The organism is Mumia xiangluensis (assembly GCF_010994095.1).
Taxonomy (GTDB): Bacteria; Actinomycetota; Actinomycetes; order Propionibacteriales; family Nocardioidaceae; genus Mumia; species Mumia xiangluensis.
Window position 1 is genome coordinate 1259938 of sequence record NZ_WJYO01000001.1, and the last position, 20854, is coordinate 1280791.

Below are 20854 nucleotides of genomic sequence, written 5' to 3' on the forward strand. Positions count from 1 at the left end.
CGCGGCATGCCCGGTGGCCGCCACGTCACCAATGGTGGCCCGGCAGGACGGGAAGCGACCTGCCGGTCCGGATGACGTACGCCGTGCCGCCGCTCCCCGTGCGCCAGGCCCGCTCGAACTGGGCTCGGGAGTACACCCGGCGGACGGTGCTGGGCCTCGGGGCAGCCGGATCGTTGACGATCACGTTGCCCGCGGCGGTGAAGCCGCGGATCACCAGGAGGTGGCCCGCTGTCGACCGGATCGGCGCTCCGGAGAGCCCGCCTGGTCCGAAGCGGACCGAGGCGACCAGCGGGATCCCTGCCTTCACGAACGCCTCGGCTTCTCGGAGGGAGGCCAGACGTGTCACGAAGGCGTCGGCGCCGCGGCTGCCGGCGTACGCGGTGTTGAAGCCCCAGTTGCCGGTGCCGCCGTAGCGGGTGTCGTACGTCCGGCGGGCCCCGTGGACGACGTAGCGCTGCTTGATGCCCTTGCGGACCCACGCGTACTGGCCCTTGGTCGGACCTTTGCCGAGGCTGCGCAGGACCATCGTCGTCGACGTGGGCGAGCACCAGGCGGCCCCGCCGCCGTCGTAGCGGGGGTACTGACGTCGGTGCAGCATCTGCGAGTAGCGGGGCACCGCCAGCTCGACGGTGCGCGTCATCGTCGTCGCCGACGTGGGGCGCGACGTCCTGGCGGCGACCGAGGCGACCGCGCCGACGGACAACAGCCGTGGCTTGGTGGTCGTCCCCTTCGGCCGCAGCAGCGTCACCCGGACCTGCCAGGCTGCGATCCGGCGGGAGCCGTTCGCGCGGACCGTGTCCGTCACGACCCGTGCGACGTCGTCGGCCTGCGTGGCGCCGGACGACCGGCGGACCACCGTCTCCTTCTCGGCCCAGCGCGCGAGTGTGTCCCAGCTGCCGGTCCGCCCGCCGGTGTCACGGACCCGGACGGACACGACCACGACCGACCTGCCCGGGGTACGGGCGTTCCAGGACGGGACGACCTCGTCCGCGCCGAACCCGGTCGCAGCCCACGGTGACGTCCAGCGCGCCTTCTCGTACGACCGACCGGCGATCGTCGTGCGTCCCGCGGCGCGGCCGAACCGTACGGCGCCGGCCGAGACCGTCGTCCCGGCGGAGGTGCCGGCCGCGAGCTGGGCCGTGCTGGTCCAGCGCTGCGAGGCGATGCGGGTGGTGGCGGCCTCCGCCGGCGCAGCGAACGCGCCGACGAGCGCCCCCGAGACGACGAGGGCGAGGACCACGCGGGTTCGAGCCGGGAGGTCGCGCATTGATCGATGCTAAGTCGGATCGGCCAGAGCCACTACCCTGGTCAGCGTGACCCTGCGCCTCTACGACTCCGCGACGACGCGGACAGAGCCCTTCGTGCCCCTCGTCGACGGACGAGTAGGCATCTACCACTGTGGGCTGACCGTGCAGGGTCCGCCGCACCTGGGTCACATCCGCAAGGAGGTCGTCTTCGACGTCCTGCGGCGGTGGCTGACCCAGCAGGGCTACGAGGTGACGCTCGTCGCCAATGTCACCGACATCGAGGACAAGATCCTCGCGAAGGGTGCCGAGGAGGGCCGCCCGTGGTGGTCGGTCGCCTACGCGAACGAGCGCGCGCTCCACGCCGCGTACGACGTGCTGGGCTGCCTGCCACCGACGTACGAGCCGCGCGCCACCGGGCACGTGCCCGAGATCCTCGAGCTCGTCGCGACGCTGATCGACCGCGGGCACGCCTACGCGGCGCCCGACGGCTCCGGGGACGTCTACTTCGACGTCCGCTCGTGGGCCGACTACGGCGAGCTGTCGAACCAGAAGGTCGACGACATGCGGGACGCCGAGGACGCTGATCCGCGTGGCAAGCGCGACCCGCGCGACTTCGCGCTGTGGAAGGGCCACAAGGAGGGGGAGCCGGAGACGGCGTCGTGGCCCTCGCCCTGGGGGCGCGGCCGACCCGGCTGGCACATCGAGTGCTCGGCGATGGCCACCAAGTACCTCGGCACGGAGTTCGACATCCACGGCGGTGGCATCGACCTGCGGTTCCCGCACCACGAGAACGAGCTCGCCCAGGCGCGTGCGGCCGGGATGCCGTTCGCCCGCTCCTGGATGCACAACCAGCTGGTGCGCATCGGCGGCGAGAAGATGAGCAAGTCCGTCGGCAACTCGCTTCTCGTCAGCGAGGTCGTCCGGCGGTTCCGGCCGATCGACGTGCGCTACTACCTGGTCGCGGCGCACTACCGCTCGGTGATCGACTACACGGAGGAGTCGCTCGCGGAGGCGGCGACGACGTACCAGCGCATCGAGGGTTTCGTCCGCCGCGCGACCGAGGCGACCGGCGCAGCCACCGACCTCGTCGAGCTCGGTGGTGGGGTGACGCCGGGGTTCGCCGCAGCCATGGACGACGACCTGGCCGTGCCGACCGCGCTGGCGCAGATCCAGGAGCTCGTCCGCGAGGGCAACAAGCAGCTCGCCGCTGGTGAGAGCGAGCGTTTTGCCCTGGTCAGCACACTTGCTTCTGTACGGCGCATGCTGGACGTTCTCGGGCTCGACCCGTACGCCGCCCAGTGGGCCGAGACCTCCGAGGGGTCCGGCGCCGAACGGAAGGCGCTCGGGACCTTGATCGACGCGCTGCTCGAGCAGCGCACGGCAGCAAGGGCCGAGAAGGACTTCGCCACCGCGGACCGCGTCCGCGACCAGCTGAAGGCAGCTGGGGTCGAGGTCGAGGACACCCCTGCAGGACCGCGATGGTCGGTCGGCGGGGACGACGTGAACAAGGGACGAGAGACCTGATGGCCGGGAACAGCCAGCGCCGCGGCGCGATCAACAAGAGCAAGAAGGGCGCGTCGGTCGGGACCGGCGGCCACCGGCGCCGTGGGCTCGAGGGCAAGGGACCGACGCCGAAGGCCGAGGAGCGCCCGAACCACAAGAAGTACAAGATGGCGAAGGCAGCTGAGAAGCGCCGCCCGTCCGCGCCCCGCAAGCGCGGTGACGAGGGCGAGTGGGCGGCCGGTCGCAACTCCGTGCTCGAGGTGCTGCGCGCGGACGTGCCGGTCTCCACGCTCTACATCGCGGAGGGCATCGACCGGGACGACCGCGTCCGCGAGATCCTGTCGATCGCCGTCGACCGCCGCCTGTCGGTCCTCGATGCGACCAAGCAGGAGCTCGACCGGTTTACCGACAGCGCGGTGCACCAGGGCGTCGCGGCCAAGCTGCCGCCGTACGAGTACGCCCACCCGGACGACCTGCTGGTCGCCGCACAGGACGCCGGTCAGGTGCCGCTGATCGTGGTCGTCGACAGCATCACCGATCCGCGCAACCTCGGGGCGATCATCCGCAGCGCATCCGGCTTCGGTGCCCACGGCGTCGTCATCCCGGAGCGCCGCGCGGCCGGCATGACCGCGTCGGCGTGGAAGACGTCGGCCGGTGCTGCCGCGCGCGTGCCGGTGGCGCGTGCCACGAACCTCACGCGCCAGCTCAAGGCGTACGCCGACGAGGGCCTGATGGTCGTCGGGCTCGCCGCCGACGGTGAGGTGTCGCTGCCGGACCTCGACCTCGCTGACGGTCCGCTCGTGCTCGTCGTCGGCAGCGAGGGCAAGGGGCTGTCGCGACTCGTCGCAGAGACCTGCGACCAGCTGGTGTCGATCCCGATGGCGTCGTCGCTGGAGTCGCTCAATGCCGGGGTCGCAGCGGGCATCGCGCTGTACGCGATCGACCAGAAACGGCAGGCGTAGCCCGCCCGGTCCTCTCGCGATCGGTTCGAGGCGGCCCGGACGCCTAGGTTGGCCAGATGACAGCTGAGCTGACCCTGGGTGCCGAAGAAGAGCTCCACCTCGTCGACCTCGAGCGCCGGACGCTGTCCGCGTCGGCGCCGCAGCTGCTGTCGCGGCTGCCGAGCGAGAGCTTCTCGGCCGAGCTCCAGCGCTCCACGGTGGAGACGAACACCGAGGTGGTGACGTCGCTGTCCGGCCTGCGCGACGAGATCCTGCGGCTGCGGCGGCAGCTCATCGACGTCGCCGGCGCCGAGGGGCTGGGCGTCGCAGCGGTCGGCACCGCCGCGCGCTCGGCGTACGGGGACGACTTCGAGCTCACCGCGACCGGTCGTTTCGGCCGCATGCACGACCAGTACAGGCTGCTGGTGGACGAGCAGCTCATCTGCGGCACGCAGGTCCACGTCGGGGTCTCCGACCGGGACCTCGCCGTCGAGATCGCGCAGCGCGTCACACGTGACCTCCCGATCCTGCTGGCGCTGTCGGCGAGCTCGCCGTACTGGAACGAGGAGGACACCGGCTACGCGAGCATGCGGACGATGATCTGGCAGCGCTGGCCCAGCACGGGGAGCCTGCCCGTGCTCGCATCGGCCGACGCGTACGACGAGCTGGTCGCCGACCTCGTGCGCACCGGCGTGATCGCCGACGCGAAGATGGCGTACTTCGACGTCCGCCCGTCGTCCCACGCGCCCACCCTCGAGCTGCGGGTCTGCGACGCCTGCCCGGTCGTCGACGACGCCGTGCTGGTCGCCGGGATCTTCCGAGCGCTGGTGCGCGAGGCCGAGCAGGAGATCGAGCGCGGGGCGCCGTTCGCCCCGATGTCCGGTCCGCTGCACCGCGCGGCGACCTGGCAGGCAGCACGCAACGGCCTGGCGGGGAAGCTGCTCACTCCGGTCGTCCATCCCGAGCCGGTTCCCGCCGCCGACGCCGTGCGGGCGCTCATCGCTCGTCTGCGACCCCAGCTCGAGGATCTCGGGGACTTCCGGGAGGTTGCCGAGCTCGCGGAGGACACCCTCGCGCGGGGCAGCTCCGCCGATCGGCAGCGGGCTGCCTTCGCCGAACGGGGTCGGCTCGACGACGTGATGGACCTCGTCGTCGAGGAGACCCACGGCCCGCCCGGGGGCAAGCCGCCCCACGTCCCGGCGCTCCGTACGTACCCTGCTCGGGCCGGCGACGAGGCGATCGGACTGGGGGCACGACCCCGAGCCGCCTACGAGGACGTCATCGCACGACTGCGGGAGCTCGACCCGGCTGAGCTGGCCGACGCCGAGGCGCGACGGGACGCCTGGGCCGAGCGCGAGGGGCTCATCGTGACGGTCAAGGGCGACACGGGACGGTTCGACGTCGACCTCGTGCCCCGGGTCGTCAACGCGCACGAGTGGGCGGAGCTCAGCGCCGGCCTGGAGCAGCGAGCCAGAGCGCTCGAGTGCTTCCTCCAGGACGTGTACGGCCCGGCGCAGGTGGTCAAGGACGGCATCGTCACTGAGTCCGACCTGGTCACGTGCCCCGGCTGGAGCGACGACGGGAAGCGGCTCCCCCACGACGTGGTGCGGGCACCGGTCATGGGCTTCGACCTCGTCCGCGACGAGCGCGGCGAGTGGCGGGTACTGGAGGACAACCTCCGCAACCCGAGCGGCCTCGCGTTCGCCGTCGCCGCACGCGAGATGCTCGACGAGGTCCTCCCCGACCTGCCGCGACCTGCCGGGCTCGTCGATCCGCGAGCCTCGTTGCCCGTGCTGGGCGAGACCCTGCGACGTTGTGCCGGCGAGGACGGCACCGGAGCGCTGGCCCTGCTGTCGAGCGGGCCGTCGAGCATCTCGTGGTACGAGCACCGGCGGCTCGCGGACGCCGCCGGGCTGGACCTCGTGGTCGCGGCGGACCTGGTCGTCGAGGACGGGCGGGTGCGGCTCGTCGCGGACGGCCGCCCGCTCGACGCCCTCTACGTCCGGCTCGACGAGACGCTGGTCGAGCTGCGGACCGACGACGGGCATCCTCTCGGCAAGGAGATCCTCGACGTGGCCGCCGCCGGCGGGGTGCTCCTTGCCAACGCCCCGGGCAACGGGGTCGCCGACGACAAGGCGACCTACCGCGTGGTGCCCGAGCTGATCGCGTACTACCTGGATGAGCGCCCGCTCCTCGACTCCGTCCCGACCTACCGCACCGACGACGAGACCGAGCGTCGCATCGTCCTCGACCGGATCGACGAGCTCGTGACGAAGCCGGTCGGCGGGCACGGTGGGCACGGTGTCCTCGTCGGGCCACTGGCGTCGACCGCCGAGATCGCCGACCGCCGTCGAGCGATCCGGGAGGACACCGGTGGCTGGGTCGCTCAGGAGACGGTCTCGCTCAGCTCGCACCCCACCTTCGACGGGACGACGTTGCAGCCGCGGCGCGTGGACCTGCGGATCTTCGTGCACGTCACCGGCACGGGACCGGACCAGGTCCGTGCACTCCCGGTCGGTCTGACCCGGGTTGCCGGGCCGGGCAGCCTCATCGTCAACAGCACGCAGGGCGGCGGCGGGAAGGACACCTGGATCGTCGCGGACTGACGGCGACGACTCGCATCCACGACGTGCAGTTCCGACCGTCGTCAGGTCGGACCTGCACGTCTTGCGTCAGGCGCGGCGGATTTGCGAAGCGGCCGTGCCGAGGAGGACAGCCGCGAGCAGCGGAAAGACCAGATAGCCAAGCGTGATCCCGTAGCCGCCCAGCCCGGGGAACACCCCGAACACCCCATCGGTCCGGGTGACGGCCGCAACGGTGAGATCACCCGCTTTCGTCACCACGACCACCCACGCAGCCAGGAGTGCGGCTGCGGCGGTGAGGGGGCCGGCGACCGAGATGCGCGCGGAAGCCGCCACGAGGAGTATCAGGACTGCGGCAACGACCGCCCAGCCGAGGCTGGCATCGAGCAGAGCGAGCTCTCTGCCGAGGGCTGACCCCCACGAGATCTCCTCGTGGCGGTTGGCCAGGCATCGATCGAGTGCCAGCATCGTGCCCCCGGCGAGGAACGGCGCCGCGAGTGCCGTCAGCAGCGATGCCCCGGTCGTTCTGCTCCGGGGCCATCCGCCTGGCGCGACGGCGGCCGCGCTCCCGAGAAGCACGGCAACGATCACGGGGCCTGAAGCAAAGCCGACATCAAGGAGGTGGCCGAAGGCGTCGTCCCACAGAAGTGGCTCGAGGGAATCGCCGACGCGGCCCACCGAGTCCGGGAAGAGGGCTAAGGCCGTCCAGGTCGCAGCCACGCCAGCAGCGGCCGAGAGCGGAGCCGTGGGCGACCAGCGCGCGGACCAGGCGACTGCCCCCAGGAGTGCGGCCGTGGCCCAGACGATCATGCTGGAACGAGGATCGATGACCGCCCGGCGCTCCACGATGTCGGGTCCGTCGAGGATGTCGCGAAGATGGAGGAGGCTCGCCGCGTCGACGAGTGGCAGGGTCATCAGACCGACGAGGCCTGCGAGCACCGCCAGCGTCACGACTCGGTACGACCGGGTGTCACTCAACGTCCCTCCTCCCGCCGCGCCGCACGGCGCGCGGCCTCACCAACGAGGCATCCGACCGCGGCCGTGACGCCGAGGACGACGAGCAGGCCTGGTCTCCCGTGGACGGTGTCCACCACAGCCTGGCAGAGGACAAGCAGGCCGATCACTACGGAGGCGCCGGTCCAAAGGAGCCTCCGTCGCGACGGAGGAGGGGCGTCCGAGCCGTCGGCGCTGACCTCCCGTGCCAGGCTCACCTCCCGCTCTACCGACTCGTGTCGGACGCGGAGCTGGAGCATTCGGGCCGCATTCCACGACTCGCCCAGCTGGCCGTGCTCCGCGATCACTCGAGCGCTGTGGCCGTCGCCGAGGTTGAGGGTGACGGGCGCACAGGTCGAACCACCGGACGTCGCCTGTACGACGTACGTCCCTGGCGCGAGTGTGACCCGGACCCGCTCGCCCGGACGCAGGCGCGCTACGGCGACGTCGTCGAGCCGCATGGTCTTACGTAGCAGGAACCCCGCGTCGCCCGGGCTGCGCGCCAGGAGCAGCGTCGCCATCGGTCCTGCTCTACCGTCGGCGCCGGCCGGCAGACGCGATCGCCGTGCCGAGGAGGAGCGCGGCGACGGTCGGGAAGAGGACGATCCCGTAGAACGGCACGTTCACGAGCGCGTAGTTGTAGACCACGTCCCAGTCACGGATCTCCATGCCCGCGCGGACGATGTCGTTGCGGAAGGCGACGACGGCGACGGCGGGAAGGGCGCCGTACAGGACGGCCGCGATCGCCGGCCCGACCGGTGACAACCGCCCGGCCGCGGCGACCAGGAGGAGCAGCAGAGCGCCGATGGCGATCACCGCGAAGGGCCAGAGCGCACGGTCGTTCGCGTCACGGAACTGGTTGAGCTCCAACCAGTAGCGCCCGAACGCCCAGTCGAAGCCGAGGTACGCCAGCGGCGGCAGGACGAGTCCCGCGAACAGGCTGACGACGTGGCGTGCGGCGCCTCCGGACGACGACTCGTCGACCTTCGGGATCCCGTACGGCGGGGTGGAGTCGGAAGGGTACGGACGCTGCTCCGGCGGGCCCGCGTGCTGCGGTGGAGGCGTCGTGGCGTACGTGCTGGTGGGGGAGTCGTACGAGGTGCTGCGTGGCTCGGGGGTGTCGCCGGGATGCGTCATGACCGGTGAGCGTAGTGGCCTCAGGGGGCGCGGCGCTGACGGCGGCGGGTCCGATAGCGTGGGGAGGGATGATCTCTGTCGACCACCTGACCAAGACCTTCGGCACCGTGCGGGCCGTCGACGACCTCAGCTTCACGGTTCGTCCCGGCGTCGTCACCGGTTTCCTCGGCCCCAACGGCGCCGGCAAGACCACCACCTTGCGCATGCTCCTCGGCCTCGTCGCGCCGACGTCGGGCAGCGCCACGATCGACGGACGCGCGTACGCCGACATCGCGCAGCCCGGCCGGGTCGTCGGTGCGGCGCTCGAGGCCGCGAGCTTCCATCCGGGCCGGACGGCGCTCGACCACCTGCGCGTGTTCGCGCCGCAGGTCGGGGTGACCGATCAGCGGTGTCGCGAGATCCTCGACATGGTCGGACTGTCCGAGGCTGCGAAGCGACGCGTCGGCGGGTTCTCGCTCGGCATGCGTCAGCGGCTCGCGCTGGCGACGACGCTGCTGGGCGATCCGCAGGTGCTCGTGCTCGACGAGCCGGCGAACGGCCTCGATCCCGGCGGCATCCGGTGGCTGCGCGAGCTGCTCCGCTACTTCGCCGGCCAGGGTCGTACGGTCCTCGTCTCCAGCCATGTGCTGTCGGAGGTCCAGCAGACCGTCGACGACGTCGTCATCATCGCGGGCGGACGGCTCGTGCACGCCTCCCCGCTGGCCGACCTCGCCGCGATGGCCACCCGCCACGTCGAGGTGGCGTCACCCGACGAAAGCGCCCTGAGGGCGGCGCTCGACGGACGCGGATGGGCGTACGCGCCTTCCCGCGACGGCGTGCGCGGGTTCGAGGTCGAGGGGGTGACGGCGGCCGAGGTCGGTGCGGCTGCGTTCGCCGCCGGTGTCGAGCTGCACGCGCTGACTCAGCAGGTCGTCGAGCTCGAGGACGTGTTCCTGTCGCTCACCGGGCAGGCCGCCGGCGGCGCCGTCGAGACGACGGAGGTGGCCGCATGAAGGCCGCGCTGACCTCGGAGCTGCGCAAGTGGACCTCCACTCGACTGTGGTGGGTCCTTCTTCTCGTGATGGCCGCCTACATGGCGTTCCTCGCCGTGGTGATGGCGTTCTCGGTCACGATCGAGCCCGGCGATGCGGGCGCGGGCGCCACGATCCTCCACGGCACGGACGCGGCGCTGACCGTCTACACCCTCGGCAACGCGCTCGGCTACGTCTTCCCGCTGCTCGCGGGTGCGATCGCGATGACATCGGAGTTCCGCTACCAGACGATCACGCCTGCGCTGCTCGCCGATCCGCGGCGCAGCGTCTTCCTCGGGGCCAAGCTGCTGTCGGCCACGGTGATCGGCCTGGCGTTCGGGCTCGTCGGCACGCTGTCGAGCGTCGCCGCCGGTGCGCCGATCCTGAGCTGGCGCGGCGACGGCGCCTACCTCGGCAGCAGCGACGTCCTCGTGCCGGTCGCGCTGTCGGTGGTCGCTCTGGCGATCTGGGCGTTCGTCGGGGTCGGTGTCGGCACACTCATCACGAACCAGGTGGCGGCGATCGTCGTCGTGCTCGCGTTCACGCAGTTCGTCGAGCCGATCGTCCGCCTCGGGCTGAGTGCGGTCGACGCGCTCGAAGGCGTGGCGAAGTTCCTTCCGGGCGCGGCGTCGGAGGCGCTCGTCGGTGCCAGCACGTACGCGTCGCTGGGCATGTCGGACCTGCTCGGCCGGGTGCCGGGTGCGCTGGTCTTCCTCGCGTACGGCCTGGTGCTCGCGCTGATCGGCCGGTTCACGACACTCCGACGCGACATCACCTGACGGACCCGCGGGAGCGGCCACCAGCGGCGTACCGTCGGGGAATGGGGAGGGGCGGCCCGCCGTTGAGTGCGGTGAACCCCCGACGCCCCCGAGGAGGTGCGCCAGATGACCGAGGACTTCCGTCCCCTGATCCTGAAGCCGATCTTCAACGACGCGATGATCGCCGAGATGTCGCTGTACGACCGGTTCCGTCGCGCTGAGGAGATGCTCGCGCAGCGGCACCCGGGGGACGCGATCAAGATGCTCAAGGGCGTCGTCGAGCAGGAGCCGAACAACGCGGCGGCCTGGGAGCTGTTGGGACGCGCCTACTTCGCCGCTGCGCTGCTGCGCCCGGCCGAGGACGCGTTCCGCCGGCTCATCGAGCTCGAGCCGACCAGCGGGTGGGCCCACGTCGCCCTGGGGCTGGCGCTGGACAGGCAGTCGCGCCACCGCGAGGGCGCTGTCTACCACCGGATGGCGTCGGCGCTCACTCCCGACCAGGACAGGCGTCCCCGCCTCGTCCCGGCGGACGAGCCGCGCTGACGGCGAGCAACGCAGTCGGACGCCTAGCGTCCTGATGCCGTACGGAGGTCCGCGAGCAGGTCGTCACCCGACCAGGCTCGCGGACCTCCTGCTTCTGCGGCACGGATCAGCGCAACGAGCCGTGCGTTGACCGGCGCCGTGCGGCCGAGCGACTGCGCGAGGCGTACGACCTCGCCGTTGATCCAGTCGATCTCCGTGGTGCGCCCGGCCTCGAGGTCCTCCCACATGGACGATCGCGCGACGGGATCGATCGCGAGCGTCTTGCCGGCCACCGCCGCGTACACGCGGTCGGGCATCACCAGCAGGCGCGGGATGAGACCAGGCGGTAGCGGTGTCACACGGGCGATGCTGGCGTCCGCCGCCCGGAACGTCTCGTATGCCTCGCGCTGGGCGAGCGCGAGACAGCGCCGGTACGCGCGCTGGGACAGCTCTGCTTTGAGCGGGATGCCGGCGAGCGCGTTGATCGCGTTGTTGAGGTTGAGCAGGAGCTTCGCGCGGAGGACGGCACCCATGTCGTCGCGCCGCTTCAGCGGAAGGCCCGCCGCGGCGAAGGCTGACTCGTACGGCGCCAGGTGCGCGTCGTCCTGCACCTCGATCGCGCCCTCGGAGCCCTGGTGGAACGCGCCCCCGCCGAGATTGACGACGTTGAACGGGACCATGCCCGCGAGCACCGTCCGTCCGGGGAGTGCGGCGCCGAGCACGTCGGCGTTGCTGAGCCCGTTCTGGAGACTGACGACGACCGCGTCGTCGCGCAGCACCGGCGCAAGCGTCGCGGCGACCTGCTCGGTTGCTGCAGACTTCACCGTGACGAGGACGAGGTCGGCGTCGTGGACCGCGCCAGGACCGTCGCGGTCCACGACGAACGGCGCGTCCGCGCGTACGTCGGCGCCGAGGTAGTCGGTCAGGCGAAGACCGCCGTCGCCGATCGTCGCCCGCACCCGCTCTCGCCCCACGAGGACGACGTCCGCTCCCGCGGCGGCGAGCCGCCCGCCGACGTAGCAGCCGATGCTGCCGGCTCCGTACACGCAGATTCGAGGCACCGCCGCACGATAGCCCAGCGGCCGTCGCCGAGGGGCGGTCGTCTGAAAGTCGGGGCCTCAGCCGGAGGCCTCAAGGGATCATCGAGGCACGTGGACACCTGGGGGAGGTGCCGTGTCGCTGTTCCTGTATCGCCTCGGCGGGCTGATCGCTGCCCGACGTGGCACCGTCGTCGCCGCGTGGTTCCTCGTGATCGTGACCGTGATGGGCACGTCGGCCGCGCTGGGAGACCAGTACGACGACGCGTTCTCCGTCCCGGGCACGCAGTCGCAGGAGGGGCAGGACTTGCTCGCCGACAGGTTCGGGCAGACCGGGACGAGCGGGCAGCTCCTCGTGACGGCGACCGCCGGCAAGATCACCGACTCCGCGCCGTCCACAGACGTCGCGGAGATCGTCGAGGCCGTCGGCAAGGTGCCCGGCGTCGCCGTCAGCAATCCGCTCACTGCCACCGACCCGGTGGTGTCGCAGGACCAGACCGCGACCCTCGCGTCGATCCGCTTCGACGACAAGGTCCCGTCGGAGTCCACCCTCGGTGCGGTCGAACGCGCCGCAGAGCCTCCGTCGTCCGCCGTCACGACCTCGGTCGGCGGCGACGCGTACAAGCCCGATGCCGAGCCGAGCCGCGTGCCGGAGCTGATCGGCCTGTTCATCTCCTTCGTGATCCTCGCGGTCACGTTCGGCTCGCTGCTCGCGGCCGGGATGCCGGTGGTCACGTCGTTGTTCGGCGTCCTGGTGACGCTGAGCACCGTCGTCATCGCGTCGTGGCTCACGACCGTGTCGAGCACGGCGCCCACGCTCGCGGAGATGCTCGGGCTCGCCGTCGGCATCGACTACGCGCTGTTCATCCTGTCGCGCCATCGGCGGCACCTCGCCGAGGGACTCGACCCTCCTGAGGCGATGCGGCGCGCGATGGCGACCGCCGGCAGTGCCGTGGTCTTCGCCGGCGCGACGGTGATCATCGCCCTGACCGGCCTGGCCGTCGCCCGGATCCCGGTGCTCACCGTGATGGGGGTCGCCGCCGCGCTGGCGGTCGCGGTCGCGGTGACCCTCGCCCTCACCCTGCTCCCCGCGATCGCGCTGCTGTTCGGTGAGCGGCTCCGCCCGCGTCAGAAGCGGTCGCGCCGGAGGCAGGCGACGCGGCAGGAGTCGGCAGGGACTCCGTTCTCGGCCCGTTGGGTCGCGGCGACCACGCGCTTCCCTGCGGTGACGATCCTGGTCGTGCTCGTGCTGCTGATCCTCGCCGCACGGCCCGCGAGCGAGCTGGAGCTCGCCCTCCCCGACAACAGCACCGCGCCGCCCTCGTCGGCGGCGCGCGAGACGTACGACGACATCACCGCGACCTTCGGCGAGGGCTACAACGCCCCGTTGTCGGTCACCGCCGACGTCATCACGAGCTCCGATCCCACCGACACCGTGAACGACCTGGCAGCTGCCATCGCGAAGGTGCCGGACGTCGTCGACATCACGCTCGCCACCCCGAACGAGGGGGGTGACACCGCGCTCATCCAGGTCATCCCGTCGGCGGGGCAGACCGCGCCGTCGACGAAGGCGCTGGTGGAGACGCTCCGCGCGATGTCGCCGGGGTGGGAGAAGCAGCTCGGCGTCGGCGACATCATGGTCACGGGTCAGACCGCGATCAACATCGACGTCTCCGACCGGCTCGCAGCCGCGCTGCTGCCGTTCGCGGTGATCGTCATCGGACTCTCGCTGCTGCTGCTGATGGTCGTGTTCCGGTCGATCGCCGTGCCGCTCAAGGCAACGGTCGGCTACCTCCTGTCGGTCGGTGCTGCGCTGGGCGCGGTGGTCGTCGTCTTCCAGTGGGGGTGGCTCGGCGGTCTCGGGGAGGAGACCGGGCCGGTCGTCAGCTTCATGCCGATCTTCGTGATGGGCGTCCTGTTCGGACTGGCGATGGACTACGAGATGTTCCTCGTCAGCGCGATGCGGGAGGAGTACGTCCGTGCGGGCGACCCGCAGCGGGCCGTGCGCGTCGGCTTCGTCTCCTCGGCACGTGTCGTCACCGCGGCCGCGCTGATCATGGGGACGGTCTTCATCGCGTTCATCCCGGGCGGGTCGTCGACGATCAAGCCGATCGCGCTCGGCCTGGCCGTCGGCGTGTTCGTCGATGCGTTCGTGGTGCGGATGACGCTGGTCCCGGCGGTGATGGTGCTGCTCGGACGGCGTGCCTGGTGGCTCCCGGCGGTGTTGGACCGCTCCATCCCGGACGTCGACGTCGAGGGTGCCGTCCTGCACCGCAAGATCGCGTTCCAGGAGTGGGAGTCCGAGCACGGCGAGGTCGCCGTGCTCGCCCGGGACCTGGTCGTGCGCGAGGGTGACGTGCCCGTCGAGATCACCGCCCGACCCGGGGAGGTCCACCGGCTCGCGCTGCCGGCGAGCAACGACGCCGAGGCGCTCGCGTACGTCCTCACCGGGCGCAGCGTGGCGCACAGCGGGATCCTCGTCGTCGACGGCCTCCTCCTGCCCGAGCAGCGGGAGGCTGTGAGCCGGTCCTCGACCGGCGTACGGGTGGGTGCGGGCCGCACGGACGTCCACGTCGACGAGCTGCTGCGGGACCGCGCGCGGGTGGTCACCGCCTCGCGGCGCGGACGACGCGAGTTCGTCGCCCGCGCGACGGACGCGGTCGGTGCGCTCGGGGGCGACGGCAGCGGCGTTGACGGCGCAGGCGTCGATGCTGCGACGGCGGTCGCAGCAGGTGCGCGCCTCGTCGTGCTTCACGCCCGCAACGGTGACGCCGCCTCGACCGCGCAGGCAGACGTCGACGCGCTCGCCGCAGCGCTCGCCGAGCAGGGCGCGACCGTCATCGTCACCGTTCCTCAGGAGACCGGGAGGCTGTCCGATGGCTAGCACCGCAACTGGCACCGCAGCAGGCAACGACGGCGTACGCCGTGGCTGGCGCCGAGCCCTGATCGTCGGGGTCCTGCTCCCGCTGGTCTCGGCGGCGGTCGTGATCTGGTCGGTCGCCGACCGCGAGGAGAAGCTGGACACGGTCCCCGTGGCGGTCGTCAACAACGACAAGATCATCAGCGACCCGCAGCCGATGGCGGCGGGACGCGCGCTGACGGCGTCACTGACCGACTCGACCACCACGGACCCGAACCTCGATTGGACCCTCACCGACGCCGACGACGCTGCGGACGGGCTGCGAGACGGCGACTACTACGCCGTCCTGACGATCCCCGAGGACTTCTCGAGCGCGATCCTCTCGTCGGGGACCTCGAGCCCGACGCAGGGTCAGCTGACGCTCGAGAGCAACGCCGCAGCGAGCACCACCGTCCCGTACCTGAGCGCACAGATCGCCGGCGCCGCCGCGATGTCGCTCAGCAACCAGACGACGCAGGGCTATCTGAAGAACGTCTACGCGGGGTTCAACCAGATCGCGTCGTCGAACCAGAAGGCAGCCTCCAGCGCGGCGCAGCTCGCCGACGGTACGGCGGAGCTGGCCACGGGTGCGGCGTCCCTCGACGACGGTGTGGACAGCCTCGCCAGCGGGCTGGATGAGCTCGCGACGGGTGCGGACGAGCTGAGCCAGGCGACGGACGCGCTCGTCGTAGGCGCGGACGGGCTCGCCACGGGCGCCGGCGGAGTGGCGACCGGCGCACGCGAGCTCGACGAAGGCACGTCGGCGCTGGCGCGCAGCAGCGGGAGACTGAGCAGCGCGAGCACGAGACTGTCGACCGCCTCCGGAACGGTCGCGAGGGGCGCCTCCGGCCTCGCGAAGGGCGACGCGCGCCTGGCTGCGCGTGCGAAGACGCTCGCCCGGGACCTGCGGACGCTCCGGCGCGACTGCCGGGCCGCGGGAGGCTCGGTGGAGCTCTGCCTGCGCCTCGGCCGGGTCAGGGACAGCGCGATCGCGCTCGCGGCGGGTACTGCGATCTCCGAGCGCGCGGCGGAGCGCCTCGCCGGGGCCACCGCCGACACGGCGCGCGGTGCGAAGGGACTGGCGCGCGGCAACGCGGGACTGGCAGGGGGTGCTCGCTCGCTCGATGCAGCCGCCGGGACGCTGACGGACGGTGCGCGCGAGGTCGCGACCGGCGCCACGTCCCTCGCTGACGGCACTGACGAGGTCGCGGTCGCCGCTGGGTCTCTGGCCGACGGGACTGACGAGGTCGCGACGGACGCAGCCCCTCTCGTCGAGGGGGCAGCGACGCTGTCCAGCAGCGCCGAGCAGGTCGACTCGGGCGCCCAGTCCTTGAGCAGCGGCCTGGCCAAGGGGGCTGCAGAGTCTCCGACCTACTCGACCGCGCAGCAGGACGCCCTCGCGACTGTCGTGAGCCAGCCCGTCGTGCTGGGGAGCTCGGTCGAGCACACCGAGCACGGCAACGGTTGGCTGCTCGCCGCGGTGCTGGGTGCGGTGCTGTGGCTGTCCGCGCTGGTGGCGTCGATGGGGGTGCAACGGGAGCGGATCCGCAGCCTGGCGATGATGCCGGTCTCGTCGCGCCGCATCGCGTGGTCCTTCGCGCTGCCGGTGCTCGGGCTGGCGGCGCTGCAGGCCGTGGCGGTGATGGCCGCGGTTCTGCTCTTCTACCCGAGCGTCGACGCACTCGTCCCGCTGACGCTGCTGAACCTGCTGGCGGCCGTGACGTTCTCGCTCGTCGCCGTCGCGCTGCGGCTCGCCTTCGGGGGCGCGGGCGTGGCGGCGTACGTGGTGCTCCTGCTCGTACAGCTCGCCGCGCTCGCCATCGTCGTACCGCTCGAGACGGCACCCGGCCTGCTCCGCACCCTCAACGGGCTGATGCCCCTGAGCGCGTTCACCAACGGCGCCACGCAGCTGGTCGCCGGAGGTGCCGTCACGTCGATGGTCGGCGTCGTCGCGGTGCTCGTCCTGTGGGCGTTGGTCGCCGTCGCCGTCGCGGTGTCAGCCGTGAAGCGCCGACGCCGGCTCCCGTTGACGGCCCGGACGAGCGAGCCCTCGCCCGAGCCGGAGGCCGCGGCTCACTGACCGCCGCGCGTGCCCAGCGCCGTACGGGCGACATCGACCACGAGGCGATCCCACGAGTCGTCGAGGTCGCGTCCCGTCAGGTCGCGGACGCGGCGCAGGCGGTGCCGGACCGACTGCGGGTGCAGGGAGAGCGCAGCGGCGGCCTCGGTCGCGCGACCGTGGTCGAGGTAGGCGGCGAGCCCGTCGAGCAGGTGCGCCTGCGCAGGCTCGAGCAGCGGACCGAGCGCTGCGGCGGGAAGGTCCGATCCCGCCTCAGGATCGGTGCCGGCCAGCAGCGCGACCAGGAGCACGTCCGCGAGCCCGAGCGGACCACTACGCGCGTACGCCCGGGCCGGGGCGTGGTCGTACGCTCCGGTCGCGAGCCGGTAGGCCCTCGGGAGCTGGGCGACGGTGAGGTCGTCGAGCACGACCCGCCCACCCGTCGAAGGCGGGAGCAAGCCCTCCGTGAGGTGTGCGGTGTGCGAGGCGCTCGCGTGGGTGAGGTGGAAGGGCCGAGGATGAGACGGGGACTCGGTCCGGGGCACGGGCGTCGGTGTTGCGGACGGTGCCGTGAGGGTGAGGACGAGGCGGCTCGGGATCGTGATGCCGAGCCGGGTCGATCGGTCGGCGAGGGCGGCGCGAGAGGTCTGGCGCCCGGCGAGCAGGTCGGCGGCCAGTGTCGCGAGCACACGGTCGCGGTCCTCACGCAGGTGCGCGGAGGCCTCCTCGTAGCCGGCGAACAACGCCTCCGAGAGCTCGTCCACGCCGACGAGCATCGTCCGGTTCAGTGCGGCGACGTCGGTGACGTCGAGCGTCCCGGCCCCGAGCTCGACGATCAGGTCGGCGGACTCGACCGCAGCGATCCGGTACGCGCGAAGGATCGCCGGGAGCGGCCTGCCGTCCGTCGCGCGCGCGGCACCGATCCCGCGGAAACGGCGCAGGTCCGATGCGGTCATCGACGACTCGTCGACCCACATCTCGACCGTGCGCTGCAGCGCCCAGGACGCGATCGCGGCGATCTCGTCGCGCTGGGTCGGGCTGACGTGCGCGTACGCCGGGATCTCCCGGAGCACGACACCGATCACGCGTGCGGTCACCTGGTCGGCGTCGCGCGCCACCGCTCGCTGCACGGCCAGCCGCTGTCTCGTACCCATGGCGCCATTGTCACTCACTGACAATGAGCATGCGCACTGGACGCGGTGATCGTTGTCACGACGCGAGCGCGCCGCGACGATGGCACGCATGGATGCAGATGTGATCGTCGTCGGAGCGGGGCTCGCCGGCCTCGCGGCCACCGCAGAGCTCGTCGACGCCGGGAAGAGGGTCGTCCTCGTCGACCAGGAGTCCGAGGCGAACCTCGGCGGGCAGGCGTTCTGGTCGTTCGGCGGCCTGTTCTTCGTCGACTCGCCCGAGCAGCGACGCATGGGCATCAAGGACTCGTACGACCTCGCCCTCCAGGACTGGATGGGCAACGCCGGCTTCGACCGGCCCGAGGACGAGTGGCCCCGCAAGTGGGCGGAGGCGTACGTCGACTTCGCCGCCGGCGAGAAGCGTGCGTGGCTGCGCGAGCAGGGGCTGAAGCTCTTCCCGATCGTCGGGTGGGCCGAGCGTGGCGGGTACGGCGCGATCGGCCCGGGCAACTCGGTCCCGCGCTTCCACATCACCTGGGGGACGGGCCCCGGCATCGTCGAGGTGTTCGAGCGACGGGTGCGCGAGGGTGTGGCCAAGGGTCTGGTGACGTTCCGGTTCCGGCACCGTGTCGACGGGCTGACCGTGACCGACGGTGCTGTGACCGGCGTGACCGGCGCTGTGCTGGCGCCCGACGCGTCACCGCGCGGTGTCGCCTCGAACCGCACGGTCGACGGCGACTTCGCACTCTCCGCGCAGGCGGTGATCGTCACCTCCGGCGGCATCGGCGGCAACCACGACCTCGTGCGCAAGACCTGGCCCGAGGACCGGCTCGGCACGCCGCCGAAGGACATGCTGACCGGCGTCCCCGCGTACGTGGACGGACGCATGCAGCAGATCGCGATCGACTCCGGCGCGCACATGATCAACCCGGACCGCGGCTGGCACTACGTCGAGGGCATCCAGAACTGGGACCCGATCTGGCCCGGGCACGGCATCCGCATCCTGCCGGGGCCGTCGTCGCTGTGGTTCGACGCGCGCGGCAACCGGCTCCCCGGGCCGCTGTACCCGGGGTTCGACACCCTCGGCACGCTCGAGCACCTGCGCACCACCGGCCACGACCACAGCTGGTTCGTGCTGACGCAGAAGATCATCGAGAAGGAGTTCGCGCTGTCGGGCTCGGAGCAGAACCCCGACCTGACCGGCCGGGACTGGAAGCAGGTTCTCGGTCGCGTGAAGCCGGGTGCGCCGGCGCCGGTGGAGGCGTTCAAGCAGCGTGGTGAGGACTTCGTCGTCGCCGACACGCTCGAGGAGCTCGTCGCCGGGATGAACAAGCTCACCCCCGAGGCGCCGCTCGACCTGGAGGCGCTGCGGACGCAGATCGAGGCACGGGACCGCGAGATCGACAACCCGTTCTCGAAGGACATGCAGGTCGTCGCGCTGCGCGGCGCGAGGTCGTACCGGGGTGACAAGCTCATCCGTACGGCGTCGCCGCACCGTTTCCTCGACCCCAAGGCCGGTCCGCTCATCGCGGTGCGTCTGCGGGTGATCACGCGCAAGACGCTCGGCGGGCTCGAGACGAACCTCGACGCGGCGGTCATGCGCGAGGACGGCTCGGTGTTCGACGGGCTGTACGCCGCGGGCGAGGTCGCCGGGTTCGGTGGCGGCGGCGTGCACGGCTACCGCGCGCTCGAGGGCACGTTCCTCGGCGGCTGCATCTTCTCCGGCCGCACCGCCGGTCGCGCAGCAGCTCAGGCGGTCGGCTGATCGACCGGGCCGCCGTCCCGTCCCCTCCCCTTCACTGGGCTCAAGGGGTTCCCGCGGCGGCCCGCAGGGTCGCGACCTGGTGGGGGAGCTGCGTACGCAGGTAGTCCTCGGCCGACGCGAAGAGGTCGACCTCGTGCCCCGCGTTCTGCGACAGGTGCCAGCGATGCACGAGCACGTCGTGGAAGAACTGCGCCGGCTCGACGATGTCCCGGTCGGCAGGCGGGATCATCGCGGCGAGCCGTTCCCAGACCTCGGTGAGCCACCGGTGCGCGACGACCATCGAGTTCTCGTTCTGCAGCTCGTGGGCGCTGGCGAACGCGTCGAGGTCGTTGAGGAGCCGCCGCGCCTGCGCCTCTTCGAGGTCCAGGCCGGTGAGCCCCTGCAGCCGTCGCGCGTGGTGGTCGGGCTCGACGATGCGCGGCTGGATGCGGACGCTGTCGCCGTCGAAGTCGGTCACGATGTCGAGCTCGCCGACGTCGAAACCGAGGTCGTTGAGCTGCTCGATCCGCTGCTCGATGCGCCACATCTCGGCGGTCGAGAACTCCTCGACGCCGGTGAGCGCGTCCCACAGCGCGTCGTACCGCTCGATCACGTGGTCGACCAGCTCCAGCGGCTCGATCGTGGGAGCGAGCAGCTCTGCGGCCTGCAGGTCGAGGAGCTCCCCGAACACGTTCGTACGGACGAGGTCGAGGTCCTCGCCGCGTTGTCCCGGCGACAGCGTCTCGTGCAGGGCGCCGGTCTCGGCATCGACGAGGTACGCGGCGAACTCGTCGGCGCTGCGACGGAACAGTGTGTTGGACAGCGAGCAGTCGCCCCAGAAGAAGCCGTTGATGTGGAGCCGTACGAGGAGCACGACCATCGCGTCGACGACGGCCTCGAGGGTGTTGTCGGACAGCGGGTGCTCGAACAGCGACCGGTACGGCAGCGAGCGCGGCAGGTGGCGCGTGACGATCGCCGAGGGGAGCTCGGCGCCGGCGCGGGTCGTACGACCGGTGACGTACGCGACGGGCTCGACCGCCGGGAGGTCGAGGCGCCGCAGGTCGCGCAGCAGCGTGTACTCGCGGCGCGCGTAGTGCTCGGTGGTCTCCTTGACCACCACGACGACACCGTCGATCCGCACGAACCGCACGACGTGCCGGTGGATGCCTCGCGGGAGTGAGACGTCGAGCTCGTCCGGCCACTCCTCGAGCGGCAGGTGCCACGGGAGCGTGACGAGTCCGCTGCGCGGGCGCGCGGAGACCAGCGTGATCGGCATGCGCCCAGCCTCGCAC

16 protein-coding genes are annotated in these 20854 nt (G+C 71.8%); 9 read left to right on the forward strand and 7 right to left on the reverse strand.

From position 1 onward, the window contains the following. Positions 1-25: 25 nt before the first annotated feature. Positions 26-1267 carry a peptidase C39 family protein gene (locus GH747_RS05880; RefSeq protein WP_149768556.1) on the reverse strand — a complete coding sequence of 414 codons (1242 nt, stop codon included), beginning with the start codon at positions 1265-1267 and terminating at the stop codon, positions 26-28. 46 nt (positions 1268-1313) lie between these two features. Between GH747_RS05880 and cysS the strand changes: the two genes are divergently transcribed. Genes cysS through GH747_RS05895 form a run of 3 tightly spaced genes read left to right on the forward strand, consistent with a single transcriptional unit; the run spans position 1314 to position 6297 of the window. Beyond that, entirely contained in the window at positions 1314-2771 is a 1458-nt protein-coding gene (gene cysS / locus GH747_RS05885; RefSeq protein ID WP_149768557.1) for a cysteine--tRNA ligase, read from the forward strand. Continuing rightward, a complete protein-coding gene (rlmB, locus tag GH747_RS05890) occupies positions 2771-3712 on the forward strand; it encodes a 23S rRNA (guanosine(2251)-2'-O)-methyltransferase RlmB (RefSeq protein ID WP_149768558.1) in 942 nt (313 codons plus the stop codon). Before cysS ends, rlmB begins: the two co-directional genes overlap by 1 nt. 56 nt (positions 3713-3768) lie before the next feature. Further along, positions 3769-6297 (forward strand): carboxylate--amine ligase/circularly permuted type 2 ATP-grasp protein, encoded by a 2529-nt coding sequence (locus GH747_RS05895; RefSeq protein ID WP_149768559.1) that lies wholly within the window; start codon positions 3769-3771, stop codon positions 6295-6297. Between the two features lie 66 nt (positions 6298-6363). Here the strand turns inward: GH747_RS05895 and GH747_RS05900 are convergent, their stop codons facing one another. Genes GH747_RS05900 through GH747_RS05910 form a run of 3 tightly spaced genes read right to left on the reverse strand, consistent with a single transcriptional unit; the run spans position 6364 to position 8403 of the window. Continuing rightward, on the reverse strand, positions 6364-7224 hold the full coding sequence (locus GH747_RS05900; protein ID WP_149768560.1) for a hypothetical protein: 861 nt from the start codon (positions 7222-7224) through the stop codon (positions 6364-6366). Positions 7225-7247: 23 nt separating this feature from the next. After that, positions 7248-7787, reverse strand: coding sequence for a hypothetical protein (locus GH747_RS05905; protein WP_149768561.1), 540 nt, complete (start codon positions 7785-7787; stop codon positions 7248-7250). A gap of 10 nt (positions 7788-7797) precedes the next feature. Then, entirely contained in the window at positions 7798-8403 is a 606-nt protein-coding gene (locus GH747_RS05910; RefSeq protein WP_149768562.1) for a hypothetical protein, read from the reverse strand. Positions 8404-8471: 68 nt separating this feature from the next. On the opposite strand from GH747_RS05910, the gene GH747_RS05915 reads away from it, so the two are divergent. The 3 genes from GH747_RS05915 to GH747_RS05925 all read left to right on the forward strand — a co-directional run bounded on the left by GH747_RS05915 (position 8472) and on the right by GH747_RS05925 (position 10714). Then, positions 8472-9395: an ABC transporter ATP-binding protein gene (locus tag GH747_RS05915; protein WP_149768563.1), complete on the forward strand. Its 924-nt coding sequence runs from the start codon at positions 8472-8474 to the stop codon at positions 9393-9395. Next, positions 9392-10192: an ABC transporter permease gene (locus GH747_RS05920; protein ID WP_149768564.1), complete on the forward strand. Its 801-nt coding sequence runs from the start codon at positions 9392-9394 to the stop codon at positions 10190-10192. Before GH747_RS05915 ends, GH747_RS05920 begins: the two co-directional genes overlap by 4 nt. Positions 10193-10297: 105 nt before the next feature. Then, positions 10298-10714, forward strand: coding sequence for a tetratricopeptide repeat protein (locus tag GH747_RS05925; RefSeq protein WP_149768565.1), 417 nt, complete (start codon positions 10298-10300; stop codon positions 10712-10714). A gap of 23 nt (positions 10715-10737) precedes the next feature. Here the strand turns inward: GH747_RS05925 and GH747_RS05930 are convergent, their stop codons facing one another. Continuing rightward, entirely contained in the window at positions 10738-11754 is a 1017-nt protein-coding gene (locus GH747_RS05930) for a 2-dehydropantoate 2-reductase (protein WP_149768566.1), read from the reverse strand. A 112-nt stretch (positions 11755-11866) separates the two neighbouring features. Here GH747_RS05930 and GH747_RS05935 point away from each other — a divergent pair, with 112 nt between their 5' ends. Then, positions 11867-14614 carry an MMPL family transporter gene (locus GH747_RS05935; protein WP_149768567.1) on the forward strand — a complete coding sequence of 916 codons (2748 nt, stop codon included), beginning with the start codon at positions 11867-11869 and terminating at the stop codon, positions 14612-14614. Next, on the forward strand, positions 14607-16709 hold the full coding sequence (locus tag GH747_RS05940; protein ID WP_163695303.1) for a YhgE/Pip domain-containing protein: 2103 nt from the start codon (positions 14607-14609) through the stop codon (positions 16707-16709). Before GH747_RS05935 ends, GH747_RS05940 begins: the two co-directional genes overlap by 8 nt. On the opposite strand, the gene GH747_RS05945 is transcribed toward GH747_RS05940, so the two are convergent. Next, positions 16703-17842: a helix-turn-helix domain-containing protein gene (locus tag GH747_RS05945; protein WP_163695304.1), complete on the reverse strand. Its 1140-nt coding sequence runs from the start codon at positions 17840-17842 to the stop codon at positions 16703-16705. The genes GH747_RS05940 and GH747_RS05945 overlap by 7 nt on opposite strands. 88 nt (positions 17843-17930) lie before the next feature. Between GH747_RS05945 and GH747_RS05950 the strand changes: the two genes are divergently transcribed. Beyond that, entirely contained in the window at positions 17931-19583 is a 1653-nt protein-coding gene (locus GH747_RS05950) for an FAD-binding dehydrogenase (RefSeq protein ID WP_149768570.1), read from the forward strand. A 40-nt stretch (positions 19584-19623) separates the two neighbouring features. On the opposite strand, the gene GH747_RS05955 is transcribed toward GH747_RS05950, so the two are convergent. Then, positions 19624-20838, reverse strand: coding sequence for a DUF4032 domain-containing protein (locus tag GH747_RS05955; protein WP_149768571.1), 1215 nt, complete (start codon positions 20836-20838; stop codon positions 19624-19626). Between the last annotated feature and the right edge of the window lie 16 nt (positions 20839-20854).